Raw genomic sequence first — 18,407 nt, forward strand, 5'->3', positions numbered from 1 at the left:
CGGGCCCGCGCCGGCGCCCTCACGCCTGGGCCGGCGACGGTGGCGGAACGGCGTCCAGTCCGATGCTCGTGGACACGGTGACGTGCGGCGCCGAGGTCAGGCGTACCGAGAAGCCGCCCCGGGAGCCGAGGCGGCCCCGGCGGCCGGCCGGCTCGGGCGCCGGGTGGTGCGGGGTCGACCGCATCACCCGGTCGTGCCGGGCGCGGTCGCGCGCGGACATCAGCCTGCGGTCGACCGTCAGCGACGGCGGCAGGCTCAGCCGGGGCCACCGGGAGTGGTGCACGAGGACCCGCACCCTCAGCCGCCCCTCCCCCAGTTCCCGGTCCGCATCGGACAGGTGCTCGCCCAGCGCGCCCAGCGCGTCGGCGACCTGGTCCGCCGCGGTCCGCAGGTCCTCGGCGGGGTCGTACGGTTCGAGGAGGTCCCTCGGGGCGACCACGGCGCACCGGATGCCCAGGTCGTCGTCGCGCAGCTCACGCCCGGCGCCGAGGTCCGTGCGGGCGGTCCCGTGCAGGCTGAGCGTCATTTCGGCGCCGTAGCGGCTCGCGGTCATCGCCACCGGGAACAGAGCCGTGTAGCGCAGCAGCCGGGCGCAGCCGATGAGCACCCGGCCGACCGGCCACATCGCGGACGCGCCCAGGACCCGGACGACCTCGTCGTGCCGGCCGAGCCGGCGCAGGACGTCGGCGTAGTCCCGCCGGATCGACAGTGCCGTGTCGTCCTCGGGGCCGAAGGTGTACTCGCAGGCCTCCACGAACGCCGGGTACTCGTCGGCCGCCGCGGCCAGGTCGCCCTTCCTCACCAGCACGCTGAGGAAGTTGTTCGCGGCGTTGAGGGTCAGCGGGTGCGCGGGCCCGAACTGGGCTGCGCGCTCCGCGTGCACCTGGTCGAAGAGGTTCAGCGCCTCGTCCCACCGGCACAGGTCCCGCATCACCAGGGCGAAGTTGTTCAGGCAGGTCAGGGTGATCAGGTGCGAGGGGCCGAAGCGCCGGGCGAAGCAGTCCCAGGCCAGCGCGTACTGCTCCACCGCCTCGAGCAGCTCCCCGGACTCGTGCAACGCCCCCGCCAGATCGTGCCGGGCCGTCGTGGTCTCCAGTGCCCGCAGCCCCTGGCTCGCCTCCAACGCGGCCACGTACTCCCGCAGTTCGGCCACCGAGCGATCCGCCATCCGGTCCTCCGTCCTCGGGCACGGTGAACGACGCGACGGCGGGTGCCGACGCGGCCCGCCCGTCGTATGCGTACCCCGGCGGAGCCGCCGTCAGCCGGTCGCGTCCACGAGCGCCAGTTCGTGCAGCCTCTCCGGCGGGCCCGGCCGGGCGTAGTACCAGCCCTGGGCCGTGTCGCAGCCGAGTATGCGCAGTTGCTCGGCCTGGGCCCCGGTCTCCACGCCCTCGACGGTGACCGCGAGGTCGAGGCTGTGGGCCAGGGAGACGATGCCCTCCACGATCTTCAGGTCGACCGGGTCGGCCGGGAACTGCTGCATGCCCCGGGTGAAGGAGCGGTCCAGTTTCAGGACGCTCACCGGCAGCCGGCGCAGGTTGGCGAGGTTGGAGTAGCCGGTGCCGAAGTCGTCCAGGGCGATGTCGACGCCCATCTCGGCGAGCCGGCGCAGCGGTTTGAGCAGGGCGTCGTCGGCGCCGATCAGGGCCGACTCGGTGACCTCCAGGCAGAGGGCGTCCGGGGTGACGCCCGCCCGTTCGAGGATGTCCACCGTGTCCTGGACCAGGCCGGGATGGCCGAGCTGGCACGGGGAGAGGTTGACGTTGATGCGCAGCGGGCTCGCGGCGTCCTGGCCGGCGTACCGTTCGCGCCATTCGCGGGCCTGGCGGATGGACTGCTCCAGCACCCAGCGGCCGAGCGGCACGATCAGGCCGGTGTGCTCGGCGAGCGGGATGAACCGGTCGGGGCCGAGCACGCCGTGCTGCGGGTGCAGCCAGCGCACCAGGGCCTCGGCGCCGCGGACGCTGCCGTCGCCGAGGTGGACCAGCGGCTGGTACTCGATGAAGAACTCGCCGCGCTCCAGGGCCGTCGGCAGGGCGGTGGTGAGGCCGTGCCGGGTGATGGCGCGGGCGTCCGCCTCCGGGTCGGCCAGTTCGGAACGGTTGCCGCCCGCCGACTTGGCCCGGTACATGGTGATGTCCGCGCTGCGCAGCACCTCCGCCGCGGTGCGCTCGCCGGCCGGGCCCTCCACGATGCCGAGGCTGCCGCGCACCAGCAGGTCGCGGCCGTCGATGCTGATGGGGGTGACCAGGGCGCTCATGATGCGCTCGGCGAGTTCGTCGACCTCGCGCTGGGTGTCGGTGCCGGTGGTCAGCGCCACGAACTCGTCGCCGCCGAGTCGGGCGACCATCTCGCCGGGCGCGGTGGCGCAGGACTGCAGCCGGTCGGCGACCTCCACCAGCAGCCGGTCTCCGGCCGCGTGGCCGAGGCTGTCGTTGATGGTCTTGAAGCCGTCCAGGTCGAGGTAGCACAGGCCGAAGCGCTGACCTTCGCCGGCGCCGAGGGCCTTCTCCAGGCGCTCGAAGAACAGCGTGCGGTTGGGCAGTCCGGTGAGGGCGTCGTGCGTGGCCTCGTAGCGCAGCCGGAGGTTGAGCAGGCGGCGCTCGGTGGTGTCCTCCATGAGGGCGAGCTGGTACTGCGGATTGCCGTCGGCGTCCCGGAGCAGGGAGACCGTCAGGTTGGTCCACAGGGCAGTTCCGTCGGGGCGGTTGAAGGCCTTCTCGACGTGGTAGTGCTCGCGCTCGCCGCGGACCAGCTCCTCGTAGAGCTTCCAGGTCTGCGGCGCGTCCTCCGGATGGGTCCACTCCAGCACCCGGCGGCCGCGCAGGCCCGGCTCGGTGAGGCCGAACATGCGCAGCAGCGCCTTGTTGACCTGCAGGATGTTGCCGTCCAGGTCGGCGATGCTGATGCCTATGGCCGCGCCCTCGAACACGGCGCGGAACCGGGCCTCGCTGGCGTGCAGCGCCTGGGCCACCACGCCCTGGGCCCGCAGCGCGGCCTGGGCGATGGCCTCCTGCTCGGCGAGGGTGCGCTCGCGCAGCGCCTGCGCGTATCCGGCGGCCATCGCGTGCTGCAACCGGGAGGAGCGGGCGCGCAGTTCGTCCTGCGGGCTGTCGTCGCCGCAGTAGAGCACCAGGTAGGCGTCAACGCAGTCCAGGGTGCGGGCGAGCGTCTCGGGGTCGGTGCAGTGCGCCTCGACCAGCGCGGCGCCGACCGCCTTCGCCTCGTCGGCGGCGAAACCGCGGGTGTGCAGCAGGTCCCGCAGCCGGCCCGCGAGGGGCAGGAGGAGCTGCTCGAACTCCGCGCGGGTCAGCGAAGTGGAGGTGACCGGGAAGACCGCCCTGCTCCAGATCGTCGCGAACCGGCGCAGTCTGTCCTCCGGTCCGTCCGGCTCCGCGCTCACGCCTTGCGCCCCACGCCGGCGTACCCGGAGAAGGCGTACGGATCCTCGTCCTCCGGCGCCGACTCCGGCCGCCAGCGCGGCATCTGCACCACTCCGGGTTCCACCATGTCGTACCCCTCGAAGAACCGCGCGATGTCGTCGGGTGAGCGCATGATCAGCGGGTTGCGGATGTCCTTGTACACGTCCACCGTGCCCTCGGCCCGCTCCGCCGTCAGCGGAATCCCCTCGTAGGAGGCATGGGTGAGGATCAGCAGGCTGCCGGGCGCGAGCGCGTCGCGCAGCTCGGCCACCGCACCGTAGGGGTCGTCCGCGTCTTCCACGAAGTGAAGTATCGCAACGAGAAGCAGGGCGACTGGCCGATTCAGGTCGATGAGGCGGCTCAGTTGGGGGCTCGCGAGGATCTCCTGCGGCTTGCGCAGGTCGGCGGCGATCACGTCCGTGCCGTCGTCGCCCTGGAGCACGGCCTGGCTGTGCGCCACCGCGACCGGGTCGTGGTCGACGTACATCACCCGTGCGTCCGGCGCCGCCGACCTGGCCACCTCGTGCACGTTGCCGTACGTCGGGATGCCGGAGCCGATGTCGAGGAACTGGGTGATGCCCTCGCCCGCCGCGAAGCGCACCGCGCGGCGCATGAACGCCCGATTGGCCTGCATGATCTTCGGCAACCCCGGCATGAACTCCATCGCCCTGCGGGCCGCTTCCCGGTCGACCTCGAAGTTGTGCGATCCGCCCAGGTAGAAGTCGTACATACGCGAAACGCTCGGCACCGAGATGTCGATGCTCCGGGGTGCCCAGGCGGGACGCTCCATGTATCTCTCCCAGGGATGGCTGACGGGGAAGGCGATCCGGTGTTCGAGCAGAGGCTACTGATCGCCCGCCAACGGAGCGACCCGAACCGGAAATTGACCATCCGTTCCCGGTCACTGCCTGCGGCAAGTGCCCGAACGACCCCGCTGTGTCACGACGCTCCGGCCGGCTTCGGAATTCGCACGGCACACGAACGGTCCGCCCCCTCCGTGCGGTGCGGAGGGGGCGGACCTTCGGTCACGCGCCGGTGGGCGGGGCGATCGACCCTGGGGAGGTGATCCTTACTTGCCCGGCGCGCCGACCGGCTTGCCGTCGGGCGAGACGGCGTACCACGTGCCGCCCACGCCCTGACCGTTGGTGTCTCCGGGAGCCTTGTCGCCGGAGAAGGTGTAGATGGGCCAGCAGTTGACCGACATCTGCTTGACGCCGTCGGGCCGGGTGAAGGGCATGAGCCCCTTCTTCTTCACGCCCTCGGTGTCGCCGGCGTTCACCGGGCCGACGGCCGGCCACTTCTCCAGGCAGGCGCCGGTGCAGTTGGAGACGGACTTCGGCCAGGCCTGGTCCTTCAGGAAGCGGTAGACCGTCATGCCGTTCTTGTCCACGACGATGTCGCCCAGTTTGGGGTCCTTGTGCACGGACAGCCCGGGCAGGTCGGTCACCTTGGCCTTCTTGCCGTTGGGGGCGAGTGCGAACCACTTGCCGCCGACGCCCTGGCCGTTGACGTCGCCGGAGTTGACGTCCTTGGCGTAGCGGTAGGCGGGCCAGCCGCCCACGGTGAGCTGCTTGCTGCCGTCGGCCCGGGTGACCTCGCCGAGCAGCGCCTTGTCGATGCCGGCGCCGGCGGTGGCGTCGTCCGCGGGCACCGGCGGCCAGGTGGTGGCGCAGTCGCCGGAGCAGTTCGACTTGGGCGGGTTGGCCGTGTCCTTGTCGAACCGGTAGAGGGTGAGGCCGGAGCCGTCCGTCAGCACGTTGCCCAGGTCGGGGTTGGCGGCCACGGTCAGCTTGCCTGCGGGGGCCGCCGGACTCGGGGAGGCGGAGCTCTGGTTGCCGTCGGCGCCGTACCCGTTGCCGGCGCCCGTGCCCGTACCGGCCGGGCTTCCGTAGTCGCCGGCCGCCGCCGTGGCGCCCACGTTCTGGGCCGCCGACGCGGGGGTCGTGGTGTTGTCCTGACCGCACGCCGTCGTCAGTGCCAGCACCGAAGCGGCCGTAGCCACCAGTGAGGCGGTCCGCCAGGAGGTCCTCATCGTCAACTCCCATATTTCGCCTGGATGTCGCAGCGCTCTGCTGCGCCGCCGCACGGCCATGGGTACGCGGCGCGGGGGCGGGAGCGTTCAATCCGGGCGCGAATTTCTTTCCGCCCGCTGTGACACGGCCGCCGGAAGAGCGGAGACAAAGCCGTTCGAACAGGCCGGTCGACGCCTTTCGTCCCGTCAAACCATTCATGGCGTTTTGTCATCCCTTCGGATCAATCCACGGGCACCGCGGACTAGGGCCCCGCTCCGCGCCTCATGATCTTCGTCGTGCAAGGACCCGAAGCGACCCGATGCGCGCCCGTCACACGGGTGTTGGCCCTGGTGGCACTGACCTGGACCCTGGTGGGCTGCCCGGTGGGGACCGCGACGGCCGACGCCTGTGCGTACGCCTCGACGGGCCCGGACGGCACGGTGGCGGTGGCCGTGGCGGGCGGTGGCCCGTGGCCCCCCTTCCCGCCGTGTCCGGAACCGAAGCCCCCGTGTCCGCCGACCCCCACCCCGACGCCCACACCCACACCCACACCCACCCCGACGCCGACCCCCACCCCGACGCCGACCCCGCCGCCGAAGCCCACGCCCGAGCCGACGCCGACACCGGTGCCCGACCCCCCGCCGAAGCCACGGCCACCCGTCAGGCCCGCCCCGGCGGCGCCCGCGCCCCGGCCCAGGGCCAGGCCCACTCCCCCGCCCGCCCCGCCGCCGGCGCCGAAGCCCGCCCCGTCCGCCGAGCCCGCCCCGCGGCCCTCCGCGACCCCGGTGAGCTACCCGGCGTACCGCCCGCGGCCGGTGCACCACACGGCCCCCGCCCGGACCTCACCGGTCACCTACGTCCTGCTCATCACCGTGCCCGCGATCGTCGCCGTCGCGGCGCTGCGCCCGCGCTGACGCGCCGGCCGCTCACCTCTGGAGGCACCGTTGTCGGATTGGCTTGTTCTCGTCCTCGCCATGCTGGGGGCCTGTGCCGTCGTGGTCGTCATCACCCTCGTACGGCACAGAAGGGCGCCCGAGGACGAGGACCCCAGCGAGACCCCGGACGTCATCGAGTACATGACGATGTGGATCGGCGTGGTGTACGCCATCGTCCTGGGCCTGGCCATCGCGGGCGTGTGGGAGGCGCGCAGCGCCGCCCAGGACCACGTGCAGGCGGAGGCCCAGGCGCTGCACGAGATCTCCGAGCGGGTCCGGGTCTACCCGCCCGAGGTCCGCGACCGCATCCGGAACGACGTCGACGCGTACGCCCGCTACGTGGTGACCACCGAGTGGCGGTCGATGACCGAGCGCGGCGAGGTCACCGGGCGCGGCGGCGAGCTGCTGGCTCGGGTCCGCCACGACCTGACCGACTACCGGCCGGGGAACGACTACGAGGCGCAGGCGTACCAGCCGGCGCTGGACCAGATGGCGGCGGCCGACCAGGCGCGCAACGCGCGCGCCGACTCGACCGGCCCGACCATGCCGCCCGTGGTCTGGTGGGGGTTGCTCAGCGGGGCGGTGATCACCATCGGCATGGTCTTCGCCCTGCAGATCCGGCGCACCGCGCGGGAGCTGGTGCTGGCCGGGCTGTTCTCCGCGACCATCGCCTTCATGCTGTTCCTGATCTGGGACTTCGACGCGCCCTACAGCCGGGGCATCGCGGCCACCGCCGAGCCGTTCCTCACCCTGATCCCGGGCGCCGGGAACTAGCTCCTCCGCGCGGAGCGGGCCGCCGACCGACTTCGCCCCGGTCCCGTGACGGGACCGGGGCGAGGCGGTGGTCGTCCGGGGGCCGGGCTCCGGCGGGGCGGGAGCCGAGGCCGGTCAGACGCGCTTGCCGGGACGGCGGCGCAGCCAGAGCGTGCCGCCCCCGAACACGGTGGCGGCGGCCACCAGTCCGCCGCCGATGGCGATGTCGGTCGGCGTGGCGCCGGTGGAGACGCCACCGCCGAGTCCCGCCCTGACGCCCCCGGAGGGCCAGTTGGGCCTGTTGCCGTTGAGGCCGCCCGCGTTGTTGAGGTCGCCGCGGCAGTTCCGGTCGTCGAAGGGCCTGTTGCCGTTGTTGTTGCCGTTGTTGGGCAGCCTGCCCGGGTTGTTGAGCTCGCCGCGGCAGTTCCCGTTGAAGGGCCCGTTGCCGTTGTTGTCGCCCCTGCCGTTGCCGTTGTTGAAGTCGCCTCGGCCGTTGCCGTTGTTGAAATCGCCCCGGCCGTTGCCGATGTGGCCGTTGACGTGGCCACTGAAGTTGCCGTTGAAGTTGCCGTTCAGGTTGCCGTTGAAGTTCCCGTTGCCGGGGAAGTTGCCGTTCCCCGGGAAGTTCCCGTTGCCGGGGAAGTTTCCGTGCTCGGGGAAGTTCCCGTTGCCGAAGAAGTTCCCGTTGCCGGGGAAGTTGCCGTTGCCGAAGAAGTTGCCGTTCCCCGGGAGGACGCCGTTGAAGTTTCCGTTTCCGGTTCCGGGGACCACCACCGCCCCGGTGTTCCCGGTTCCGGTGCCGTCCGACGGGCCGCCCCCGGCGCCCATGCCGTCCGCGACGGCCACGGGGGCGGTGGCGAGCCCGAGTACGGCGACCGCAGCGCACGCGGCCCCCAGGGCACGTTTGTTTCGCATGTGATCCTCCGCGGGAGGCACCCCGGGTCCGGTTCCCGGGCGATCGGCGAGAAAGCACCTCCCGACAAGACCCTCAGCCGCCCGGAACACGCCCGCACATCGAGAATGGTCCGTTCTGGTGAGCGGACACGCCGAATAAAAACCACACAATCAGATATTCACGCAGGTCACGGCCCATCAGAAAAATCCTTTCCGCTGCAACTCGGATGGCGCACCGGCAGGGCTCCGGACCACCCGTTCGCCCGTCGCCCCGTCGCCCGCCCCTCGCGCGGGACTTAGCGTTTTCCCATGCGCGGAGACGTGGTGACCGCCGCGTCGAGAGGGGATGGCGAATGTCTGCGTCCGAGCTGGCCGAGCTGGCCGAAGAGGAGGAGCGGCGGCGCAAGCGCGCCCCCTGGGGCGTGATAGCGCTGGTTCTGCTGACCGGTCTGGCGCTCATCCGCAACGGCTCGGGTGAGTTCGACGTCGGACCGCCGCAGCCCGCGTCGGCGGCGGCCGCGGACAGCCGTGCCACGCCGGAGCAGGACCCGGCGGCGGTGCCGGCCCCCGTCACGCCGCTGGCGTTCTCCCCGGTCGAGCAGGTCCGGATCCCGGCGATCCACGTGGACGCACCCGTCCAGCCCGTGGGCCTGGACACCCAGGGCTGGGTCGGCGCCCCGCCGCCGGACGACCCCAACCTGGCGGGCTGGTTCACCGGGGCCGTGTCCCCCGGGGAGAAGGGCACCGCGGTGATCGTCGGGCACGTCGACAACCAGCAGGGCCCCGCCGTGTTCTACGGACTCGGGGCCCTGAAGAAGGGCAACCGGATCGAGGTCCGGCGCCAGGACGGGAAGACCCCCGTGTTCGAGATCTACGGCGTGGAGGTCTTCGCGAAGAGCAGCTTCCCCGGCAGCCGGGTGTACGGCTCGAAGGGCGCCCCGGAGCTGCGGGTGATCACCTGCGGCGGCGGTTTCACCAAGCAGCACGGCTACGACGGCAACGTCGTCGTCTTCGCCCGCCTGGTCGCGGTCGAGTGAACCGCCGCCGGGCGGGCGGACGCCGCCTCAGGTGAGGCGCCGGGGCGGCACGGTGAGGTGGTAGCCGGAGTCGAGGAGATGGGGCAGGTACTCGCGGATCGCCTTGACGCTCTGCGAACGGTCGCCCCCGGCGTCGTGGGAGAGCACCACGACGCCGGGGGCGGCGCCCTCCTCCACCCGGTCGACGATGGTTGCGGTGCCGGGCGTCTCCCAGTCGGTGGTGTCGACCGTCCAGGCCATCGGCTCCATCCCCAGGTCGGAGCCGATCTGGAAGGCGGCCCGGTTCCAGGCGCCGTAGGGTGCGCGGAACCACTGGGGGCGCTCGCCGTAGCTGTCCTCGATGACGTCGCTGGTCCGCGCCATCTCGGAGCGGATCTCCTTGCGGTTGAGGCTGGTCAGCAAAGGGTGCGTCCAGGTGTGGTTGCCGACGACGTGCCCCTCGTCGGCCATCCGGGCCAGCAGCTCCCGGTTGTCCACGACGCACTCCCCGCAGACGAAGAACATCGCCCGTACGTCGTACTTGGCCAGGGTGTCCAGGATGTGCGGGGTGTAGGCCGGGTTGGGGCCGTCGTCGAACGTCAGCATCATCTGCCGGCCGCGTCCGGAGATGCGCAGGATGGGCTCGTGCCGGACCTTGGGTTTGCGGGGCGCGGCGCGCGGCGGGCCGTACCCGGTGAGCGGCTGGAGCCGGAAGGCCGAGGACTTGAGCTGCTGGCGGGCCTGCGGTCCGGCGACGGGGGCGGCGGTGCGGGCCGGCTCCTCGCCGCCGGCCAGGACGATTCCCGCGGTGCCCGCGGCGCCCAGCGCGGCGGTCCCGGCGAGCAGCATGCGGCGCCGTGTGAACAACTGATCCTTCTGCATGACTCATCAGTCGCCCGGCACCCCGCCGCCGCACCACAACGGCACCGGTGCGGCGGCGGTAATGCACCCGTACGGCGCAACGCCGGACGCCGCGCCGACGATCCTCAGGAGGGCCGCCGGCCGCGGCGCACCAGGGGGAACGGCAGGGTCTCGCGGATCGTGAGGCCGGTGAGGAACATGACGAGCCGGTCGACGCCGATGCCGAGGCCTCCGGTGGGCGGCATCGCGTACTCGAGGGCGTCCAGGAAGTCCTCGTCGAGTTCCATCGCCTCGGGGTCGCCGCCGGCGGCGAGCAGGGACTGCGCGGTGAGCCGGCGGCGCTGTTCGACCGGGTCGGTCAGCTCGGAGTAGGCGGTGCCCAGTTCGGTGCCGAAGGCCACCAGGTCCCAGCGTTCGGCGAGCCGGGGATCGGTGCGGTGCTGCCGGGTGAGCGGGGAGACCTCGGTCGGGAAGTCCTTGTAGAAGGTGGGCAGCAGGGTGCGTTCCTCGACGAGCCGCTCGTACATCTCCAGGACGACGTCCCCCGGCCCGTCGTCGGCGGTGTACGGCACTCCGGCGCGGTCGCACAGCCGGTGCAGCCGCAGGAGTTCGGTGCCGGGGCCGATCTCCTCGTCCAGCGCCTCGGAGAGCGCGCCGTACACCGTCCGGACCGGCCAGTCCCCGGAGATGTCGTACTCCCGGCCGTCCCGGTGCGCGACCGGGGCGCCGAAGGCGGCGGTCGCGGCGCCCTGGACCAGTTCCCGGGTCAGGTCGAGCATCACGTCGTAGTCGGCGTGCGCCTGATAGGCCTCCAGCATCGTGAACTCGGGGTTGTGCTTGTAGGAGACGCCCTCGTTGCGGAAGGTGCGGCCCAGTTCGAAGACCTTCTCCAGACCGCCCACGCACAGCCGCTTCAGGTACAGCTCGGGGGCGATGCGCAGGTACAGGTCGAGGTCGTAGGCGTTGATGTGGGTGGTGAAGGGGCGGGCGTTGGCGCCGCCGTGGATCTGCTGCAGCATCGGCGTCTCGACCTCGAGGTAGCCGCGGTCCAGCAGGCCCTGGCGCAAGCCCTGTACGGCGGCGGAGCGGGCGCGCACCACCCGGCGGGAGTCGGGGCTGGTGAGCAGGTCGAGGTGCCGTCGGCGGACCCTGGCCTCGGGGTCGGTGAGGCCGTGGCGTTTGTCGGGCAGCGGGTGCAGACACTTCCCGGTGAGCTGCCAGGAGCGCACGAAGACGGTGGGCTCGCCCTTGTCGCTGCGTTCCGCGTGCCCGGTGGCGGTGATGTGGTCGCCGATGTCGGTGTCGGCCCGGAAGCGGCCGAGGGCGGGCCCGCAGCGGTCGCGGGTGAGGGCGAGTTGGTGGTCCCCGGACCAGTCGCGCAGCACCGCGAAGAGGATGCCGCCGAAGTCGCGGACCAGCATGACGCGGCCGGCGACCGTCACGTCCTGCCCCTGCGGGACGTCGGCGAGAGCGTGCGTGGGCCGGGGCGTGCCGACCGGGTACGGGTCGGTGCCGGTGGCGCGCAGCCGGTCGAGGGTCCGGTGCCGGACGCGGACCTGGTCGGGCAGGCCCGCGTCCGGGGCGGCGGCTGCGGTCTCGTCCCCTCCGGCGAGGCCGAGCGCCGTGGTGGACGGCGGCCCCTCGGTGGTGGCGGGCCGCCGTCCCGGCATCGAGTGCCCCTTTCGGCGGAGTTTGCGCAAGGACGGCACGGAGACGAATCCTTCGGCGATGCCGGAGGCGAGGCCGATGCGGGCGAGGGAGGCGGCGTCGCCGTAGCAGATGAAGCGGGGGTACCACTGCGGGTGGTACTTGGCGTTGGAGCGGTACAGCGCCTCCAGTTGCCACCACCGGGAGAAGAACAGCAGCAGCCGGCGCCAGAGCCGCAGGACCGGTCCGGCGCCGATGCGGGCGCCCTCCTCGAAAACGGACCGGAAGACGGCGAAGTTGAGGGAGATGCGGTGCACTCCCAGTTTGGGGGCGGCCGCGCAGAGTTCGGTGACCATGAACTCCATCACTCCGTTGGGCGCCGCGCGGTCACGGCGCATCAGGTCCAGGGAGACGCCGTCGCGGCCCCAGGGCACGAAGGAGAGCAGCGCCAGGAGCCGGCCGTCGTCGCCGAGGGCCTCCACCAGCAGGCAGTCGCCGTCGGCGGCGTCGCCGAGCCGGTCCAGGGCCATGGAGAAGCCGCGCTCGGTCTCGGTGTCCCGCCAGGCGTCGGCCTTCGCGACGATCTCCTCGGTCTCCCGCTCGGTGAGCTGGGCGTGGCGGCGGACCCGGCAGGTGGCGCCGGTGCGGCGGACGCGGTGCACGGCCTGCCGGGTGACGCGCATGTCCCGGCCGTCCAGGTCGAACCCGGGGACGTGCAGGATCGCCTCGTCGCCGAGCTGGAGGGCGCCGAGCCCGGCCCGGGCGTAGGCGCGGGCGCCGTCCTCGGAGGCGCCCATCACGGCGGGCGCCCAGGCGTGCCGGCGGGCCACGTCCAGCCAGGCGGCGATGGCGTGCGGCCAGGCCTCGGGGTCGCCGACCGGGTCGCCGCTGGCCAGGCACACGCCCACCTCGACGCGGTAGGTGACGGCGGCCTTGCCGCTGGCGGAGAAGACGACGGCCTTGTCGCGGCGGGTGGCGAAGTAGCCGAGCGAGTCCCGGTCGCCGTAGGCCTTCAGCAGCGCCCGGAGACGGTCCTCCTCGTCGCCGTGCAGGGCCGCCTCCAGGCGCTGCGAACGGAACAGCGTGGCCGCCGCGTTCAGCAGGGCGAGCGCGCCGAGCAGACCGAGCACGAAGGTGACGCGGCGCGGCGGGCGGCCGTCGTAGGCGCTGTTGGAGACCAGCCCGCCGCACACCCGGTCCGCGGCCCAGGCCAGGTGCTGGCCCTGCGGAAGGGTGCCGGGGAACAGCGAGACCAGGCCCCAGCCGAGCAGGATCGCCACCGCGAGGCCGCCCAGCAGCACGCCCAGCGCCCGCCACACGGCGCCGCGGCGGGAGGCGGCGCAGAACTCCCCCCGGGCCGCCACCAGCACGAGCAGCAGCAGGGCGCACAGCACCAGGGACGGCAGCGACTGGCGGTACAGGCCGAGGGCCAGACCGAGGGCGTCGCTGAGCACCAGCAGGCCCAGATAGACGACGACCAGCCACCAGGCGACCTTCTTGCGGGCGGCGGTGGCGCCGGCCAGCAGGAACAGGAAGACGGCGTAGGCGAGGTTGGCGCTGATCGGGACCAGGAGCAGGTCGAGAGTCCGCACGACCGGGCGCAGGACGCGGCGCAGCGGGGCGACGAACGCGAGCAGGGCGCACAGCAGGCCGAGCGCGGCGAAGAAGGCCGCGAAGACCTCGGGCACCCGCCCGAGGTGCCGGCCGGCGGGCGGGCGGCCCGGCTCCCCGGCAGCCCTCCGTGCGGCCGGCCCGGCGGTGGCAGTCATGGTTCCGACTGTAGGAAGACCCCGGTCGGGCCGCCCGTCGAGCGAGCGTCCGGAGCGCGGGCCGCGGGGCGCCGGCCGGCCCCCTGAGCCCGTGCTTCGGCCGGAGGGGGTGCTTCCGATAGCCTCGGGCCGTGACGGAACAGCACGAACAGCACGCGCACCAGTTCGAGCGGGGTACCGACGGGCCGAAGGTCATCGTGGTCGGGGTGGACGGCTCCGACTCCTCGCTGCGCGCCGCCGCGTACGCGGGCGGTCTGGCCCGCCGGCAGCGCGCGCTGCTGGCCGTCGTGTACGTGCAGCCGGTGCTCGCGGCCGGGGCCGCGCTCGGGGCGCCCGTCGCGGAGACGACCGACGAGATCGCCGAGGACCTGGTCGCCTACATCCGGGAGGCGGCCGAGCGGGTCCGGGGGATATTCGACATCCGGTGGGAGTTCCACACCTTCCGCGGCGACCCCTACAACGGCCTGGTGAAGGCCGCCGACGAACTCAAGGCCGACGCGGTGGTGGTGGGCGCCTCGGAGCAGGCCGGGCACCGCATCATCGGCTCGGTGGCGGTGCGGCTGGTGAAGGCCGGACGCTGGCCGGTCACGGTCGTCCCGTAGCGGGTCCCCGCCACGCCGGCGGCCCCGGGGCGGCCGGTGAGCGTCGCCGGGCCCCGGAAGGCGGTCGGGGCGGCCGGTGACGGACCGGCCGGCCGGGTGCGGGCGGGCGCGGTCGTCCGGGGTGCGCTCCGGGCGGCGCGCTCGGGGCCGTCGAGGCCGCGGGCGGGCGGGTCGGCGCCGCGAATCGGAGCCCGGCCCGCACCGGGCTGGACCGCGCGTGCGTGGCGTCTTCCGTAAGGAGCGCCGCTGAGCCATCATGATCGGCCGTCAGCCGTTTGCCGTCGGCGAAGAGGTGGAACGTATGGCCAAGCTCCGAATGGGCGAAGGAATTCTCCGCCGCAAACCCATCGAGCACATCGAGGAGACCGAGGTCGGCGAGGGCGGCGGGCTCGAGCGGTCGCTCGGCCTGTGGCAGCTCACCGCCATCGGAGTGGGCGGCATCATCGGCGCCGGCATCTTCACGCTGGCCGGAACGGTGGCCAACGAGACGGCCGGGCCCGCGGTCCTGGTGTCGTTCCTCATCGCCGGTGTCGCGAGCGCCTGCGCCGCCCTGTCGTACGCCGAGTTCGCGGGGATGATCCCCAAGGCGGGTTCGGCGTACACCTACGGGTACGCGGTGCTCGGCGAGTTCGCCGGCTGGTTCATCGGCTGGGACCTGCTGCTGGAGTACACGGCCATCGTGGCGGTGGTCGCCATCGGCATCTCCGGCTACTTCAGCTTCCTGGTCGAGCAGATGGGCGCCGATCTGCCCTCCTGGATGCTGGGCGCGCCGGGGACCGGCAGCGGGCACCGGGTGGACCTGTTCGCCGCCGTGCTGTGTCTGCTGATCGCGTGGCTGCTCACCCTGGGAATCCGCAGCGCGGCCCGGTTCGAGACCTTCGTCGTGGCGCTGAAGGTGCTGGTGGTGCTGCTGGTGATCGGGGTGGGCGTGTTCCACATCACCACGGCGAACTACCATCCGTTCTTCCCGTTCGGCATCAGCGGTGCCTTCACGGGAGCGGCGACGGTGTTCTTCGCGGTGTTCGGCTACGACGCCATGTCGACCGCCGCCGAGGAGTCCAAGGACGCGCAGCGGCACATGCCGAAGGCGATCATCTACTCGCTGGCGATCTCGATGGTGCTCTACGTCGCGGCCTGCCTGGTGCTGACCGGCATGCAGAACTACAAGGACATCGACCCGGAGAGCGGGTTCTCCACGGCGTTCAAGTCGGTCGGGCTGAGCGGGCTGGCCGACGTGATCGCGGTGGGCGCGATCATCGGCATCCTCACCGTGATGTTCACGTTCATGCTGGGCGTGACCCGCGTGTGGTTCTCGATGTCCCGGGACGGGCTGCTGCCGCGGTGGTTCGCCAAGACGCACCCGACCCGGCACGTGCCGACCCGGGTGACCTGGATCGTCGGAGCGGCGTCGGCGCTCATCGCCGGGTTCGTCCCCATCGGCGAGGCGGCCGAGCTGACCAACATCGGCATCCTGCTGGCGTTCGTGGTGGTGTGCACGGCGGTGATCGTGCTGCGCTACCGGCGGCCGGACCTGCCGCGCGGCTTCCGCACGCCGTGGATGCCGTTCCTGCCGGCGCTCGGAGTGCTCTTCTCCATCTGGCTGATCACGTTCCTGCAGTGGCAGACCTGGGTGCGGTTCGCCGTCTGGTTCCTGATCGGCTGCGTGATCTACTTCGGCTACTCCTACCGGCGTTCGGCGCTCGCCGGACGCCGGCCCACCGACTGATCAGTCCGCCATGACCAGGCCGTCCGCGGCGGCTCCGCGGCTGAGGACCACGTCCCGGACGCGGTCGCGCACCCCCTCCAGCTCGGCGCCGCCGGCGATGGCCCGGTTGAGGTCGACCACCCGGCCGGCGTCGACGTCGTACATCTGCGGGACGAACTCGGCCTTGGTGACCCGCCAGCGGTCGCCGGGGACGGCGGGCGGGGCGAAGGTGAAGCGGCCGGTGGTGGACTCGTTGCCGCGCGGGTCCCGCACGCCCCGGTCGTTGAACATCTCCCCGGCGACCTGGTCGCCGAGGCCGTAGACGACCCAGGTGCCGTTGACCTTCTGGTAGGCCTGCGGGACGTGGGCGTGGGTGCCGAGGAGCAGGTCGATGTCCCGGCGGCCGTCGGTCGTCGAGGCCGTCAGGGCCTTCGCAAGATCGAGCTGGGTCCGGTCGGGGGCGTCCTGCCACTCGGTGCCCCAGTGCACGGAGACGACGACCAGGTCGGCGCCCGCCACCCGGGCGGCGCGGGCGTCGGAGACGATCCGGTCGGCGTCGAGCGGGTTGACGGCCCAGGGCTGCCCGGACGGGAGCGGACGGCGGCCGGCGCCGTAGGTGTACGACAGGTGCGCGATCCTGGCGAGTCCCGCCCGGTACAGGGTGACCGAGCGGGACTCCGCCTCGGTGCGGGCGGTCCCGGTGTGCTTCAGGCCGGCCCGCTCCAGGGCGTCCAGGGTGCGCCCGACACCGGCGGCGCCGTCGTCCAGGGCGTGCTCGGAGGCGGTGGCGCAGCCGTCGTAGCCGGTCGCGGCGAGGCCGGCGGCGAGCTGCGCCGGGGACATGGCACCGGTGTCCGCGGCGCCGCCGTCGCCGTCGCCGGTGACGGTCTCCAGGTGGCACAGCGCCAGATCGGCGCCGTGCACGAGGGGTTCTACGCCGGAGAGCATCGGGCGGTAGTCGTGGCCGTGGCCGCCGGCGTCGTAGGCCGCCCGTTCGGCGACGGAGCGGTCCGGGAGCACGCCGCCGGAGGCGACGAGCGTGACCGGGCGGACGACCGGCGGCGCCGGGCGGCCCGCCGCCGCGACGGGCTCCTGCCGCTCCTGGTTCAGGCAGGCGGCCCCGGCGGCGAGCAGGGCGGTCAGCGCCAGCGCCACCTGATGCCTGCGTGCGATCATCGGTTCACCCCTGCGTCGTCGTCTCTGCGGTCCTGCTCACCGACAAGGCTTTGTCGGCATATGGGTATGAATCCGGCTCCCGGCGCAAACGGACGGGGCGCCGGAATTAGGCCATCCGGTGCCCCCCGCGCCGGTGCGCGCGGCGCTCGGGCGACCGCTCACCGACGCGATCGGACCGTCCGTCGCAGAGCGGCGCGCGCCCCCTGTCCCGCGGCGGCGCCCTGCGCTGCCATACCGCCATGACGGCCGCAACCTCACTTCCCCACCGGACGACGACCGCCGAGCACGAGCTGGCCGCGCTCCAGCGCGAGCACGGCGGCCCCCTCTTCGCGCTGCTGCTGAGGCTGAGCGACGGCGACCGGCAGCGCGCCGAGGACCTGGTGCAGGAGACCCTGGTACGCGCCTGGCAACACCCGGAGGCCCTGCGCGCGGCCGACTTCGACTCGGTACGGCCCTGGCTGCTGACCGTCGCCCGCCGGCTGGCGATCGACGCGCGGCGGGCCCGCCAGGCGCGGCCGCCGGAGGTCGGCGACGAGGTGCCGGAGAACGCGCGGGTGACCGCCGACCACGCCGAGCGGGCCGCCGCGGCGCTGGACGTCCGGGAGGCTGTGAAGACACTCACGCCGGCCCACCGTGACGTGCTGGTACTCGTGTACTTCCGCGGGGCCAGTGTGGCGGAGGCCGCGCGGATCCTGGGCATTCCACCCGGTACCGTGAAGTCCCGCGCCTACTACGCGCTGCGCGCCCTGCGCGGGGTCCTTCCGGGTTACGCGGCCGACCTGCGGTGAAACCGGCGGCCGGGTCAAACCTCGGTAAAGCGCCTTGCTGAGAACCCCGTTGGGGCAATCAGCTGTCCTCATCCGTGTTTCCGGACGGGGGCCGGGCCCATGGCGGGCCCGGAGGTTTCGGGCGAGGCGCACGCACCGGAGGAAGGCAGGAAGGGATGCCGTACAGAGGTCACGAGAGCACCGACGGCAGCGACGGCGTCGGCGGTGAACTGGCCGTCCCGATGGCCTGGTTGTACGCCGAGTACATCGCCGACGAGCTGCTGCGCACCGGCGATCTGATGCCGCCGACGTCCTTCGAGTTCCGGGCCGGGCGGGACGCCCTGGCGCTGACCGTCTTCCTCTCCGACACCGACGGCGAGCTGTCCGGCATCCGGGTGATCTCGCAGCTGGAGAACTGGCTGTCGCTGACGGCGTACGACCAGCAGTGGCAGGAGTGGGTGGGCCTGCGGATGGCCGAGCTGGCCGCCGAGGAGTCCGCGGCCGCCGCGCCCTCGCCCGACCTGGCGCTGGCCGCCGAGGCCTGGCGCTGGCTGGAGGAGACCGAGCTGCTCGCTCCCGACCTGGACGCGGTGCCGGGCGGCGCGGCGGTGTCCGGCGAGGACGACGGGCCCAAGGTGTGGACCGCCGCCTGGCGGCTCGGACTGCCCCTCGGACATCTGGCCATCCACCTGTTCTGAGACCCGCCCGGGACCCGGGGACCGCCCTGACCTGCCCGCCGGCGAGTTCCTGAGGTTTTCTGGAAATCGCACCAATCCGCGGGGCGGGCCGCTCCGAATCTCTTGGTCACGATTCGGTGTGCGCCTTGAGTGATTCGGTTGTCGGGTGCG

General features: G+C 72.8%; 15 protein-coding genes. 7 read left to right on the forward strand and 8 right to left on the reverse strand.

From position 1 onward, the window contains the following. Positions 1-19: 19 nt before the first annotated feature. The 4 genes from ACZ7JA_RS23790 to ACZ7JA_RS23805 all read right to left on the reverse strand — a co-directional run bounded on the left by ACZ7JA_RS23790 (position 20) and on the right by ACZ7JA_RS23805 (position 5,454). Positions 20-1,168, reverse strand: coding sequence for a tetratricopeptide repeat protein (locus tag ACZ7JA_RS23790; protein WP_470810254.1), 1,149 nt, complete (start codon positions 1,166-1,168; stop codon positions 20-22). A gap of 90 nt (positions 1,169-1,258) precedes the next feature. Beyond that, positions 1,259-3,403 carry a putative bifunctional diguanylate cyclase/phosphodiesterase gene (locus tag ACZ7JA_RS23795; RefSeq protein ID WP_389301548.1) on the reverse strand — a complete coding sequence of 715 codons (2,145 nt, stop codon included), beginning with the start codon at positions 3,401-3,403 and terminating at the stop codon, positions 1,259-1,261. Then, positions 3,400-4,212, reverse strand: a complete 813-nt coding sequence (locus ACZ7JA_RS23800; RefSeq protein WP_389301545.1) for an SAM-dependent methyltransferase — start codon at positions 4,210-4,212, stop codon at positions 3,400-3,402. Before ACZ7JA_RS23800 ends, ACZ7JA_RS23795 begins: the two co-directional genes overlap by 4 nt. Before the next feature lie 279 nt (positions 4,213-4,491). After that, a complete protein-coding gene (locus ACZ7JA_RS23805; RefSeq protein ID WP_470810257.1) occupies positions 4,492-5,454 on the reverse strand; it encodes an SCO0930 family lipoprotein in 963 nt (320 codons plus the stop codon). A 765-nt stretch (positions 5,455-6,219) separates the two neighbouring features. On the opposite strand from ACZ7JA_RS23805, the gene ACZ7JA_RS23810 reads away from it, so the two are divergent. Beyond that, the gene (locus ACZ7JA_RS23810) at positions 6,220-6,348 is read left to right on the forward strand and encodes a hypothetical protein (protein ID WP_351667943.1); all 129 of its coding nucleotides are present in this window, start codon (positions 6,220-6,222) and stop codon (positions 6,346-6,348) included. A 30-nt stretch (positions 6,349-6,378) separates the two neighbouring features. After that, the gene (locus tag ACZ7JA_RS23815; protein WP_351667945.1) at positions 6,379-7,143 is read left to right on the forward strand and encodes a bestrophin-like domain; all 765 of its coding nucleotides are present in this window, start codon (positions 6,379-6,381) and stop codon (positions 7,141-7,143) included. Positions 7,144-7,257: 114 nt separating this feature from the next. On the opposite strand, the gene ACZ7JA_RS23820 is transcribed toward ACZ7JA_RS23815, so the two are convergent. Beyond that, positions 7,258-8,037: a hypothetical protein gene (locus ACZ7JA_RS23820; protein WP_389452359.1), complete on the reverse strand. Its 780-nt coding sequence runs from the start codon at positions 8,035-8,037 to the stop codon at positions 7,258-7,260. Between the two features lie 332 nt (positions 8,038-8,369). On the opposite strand from ACZ7JA_RS23820, the gene ACZ7JA_RS23825 reads away from it, so the two are divergent. Further along, a complete protein-coding gene (locus tag ACZ7JA_RS23825; RefSeq protein ID WP_389301534.1) occupies positions 8,370-9,053 on the forward strand; it encodes a class F sortase in 684 nt (227 codons plus the stop codon). A 27-nt stretch (positions 9,054-9,080) separates the two neighbouring features. Here the strand turns inward: ACZ7JA_RS23825 and ACZ7JA_RS23830 are convergent, their stop codons facing one another. Further along, entirely contained in the window at positions 9,081-9,914 is an 834-nt protein-coding gene (locus ACZ7JA_RS23830) for a polysaccharide deacetylase family protein (RefSeq protein ID WP_389452356.1), read from the reverse strand. A gap of 104 nt (positions 9,915-10,018) precedes the next feature. Beyond that, on the reverse strand, positions 10,019-13,309 hold the full coding sequence (lysX, locus tag ACZ7JA_RS23835) for a bifunctional lysylphosphatidylglycerol synthetase/lysine--tRNA ligase LysX (protein ID WP_470810260.1): 3,291 nt from the start codon (positions 13,307-13,309) through the stop codon (positions 10,019-10,021). A gap of 131 nt (positions 13,310-13,440) precedes the next feature. Between lysX and ACZ7JA_RS23840 the strand changes: the two genes are divergently transcribed. Both ACZ7JA_RS23840 and ACZ7JA_RS23845 read left to right on the forward strand, forming a co-directional pair. Further along, positions 13,441-13,911, forward strand: a complete 471-nt coding sequence (locus ACZ7JA_RS23840; RefSeq protein WP_199212949.1) for a universal stress protein — start codon at positions 13,441-13,443, stop codon at positions 13,909-13,911. 301 nt (positions 13,912-14,212) lie between these two features. Continuing rightward, positions 14,213-15,637, forward strand: coding sequence for an amino acid permease (locus ACZ7JA_RS23845; protein WP_389301528.1), 1,425 nt, complete (start codon positions 14,213-14,215; stop codon positions 15,635-15,637). On the opposite strand, the gene ACZ7JA_RS23850 is transcribed toward ACZ7JA_RS23845, so the two are convergent. Next, a complete protein-coding gene (locus tag ACZ7JA_RS23850; RefSeq protein ID WP_470810263.1) occupies positions 15,638-16,792 on the reverse strand; it encodes a CapA family protein in 1,155 nt (384 codons plus the stop codon). 239 nt (positions 16,793-17,031) lie between these two features. Here ACZ7JA_RS23850 and ACZ7JA_RS23855 point away from each other — a divergent pair, with 239 nt between their 5' ends. Both ACZ7JA_RS23855 and ACZ7JA_RS23860 read left to right on the forward strand, forming a co-directional pair. After that, the gene (locus tag ACZ7JA_RS23855; RefSeq protein ID WP_351667956.1) at positions 17,032-17,580 is read left to right on the forward strand and encodes a sigma-70 family RNA polymerase sigma factor; all 549 of its coding nucleotides are present in this window, start codon (positions 17,032-17,034) and stop codon (positions 17,578-17,580) included. Positions 17,581-17,735: 155 nt separating this feature from the next. Beyond that, complete coding sequence (locus ACZ7JA_RS23860) at positions 17,736-18,257, forward strand: hypothetical protein (RefSeq protein WP_351667957.1); 522 nt, start codon at positions 17,736-17,738, stop codon at positions 18,255-18,257. Positions 18,258-18,407 lie beyond the last annotated feature (150 nt).

It is taken from the genome of Streptomyces sp. NPDC038135, from assembly GCF_055601245.1.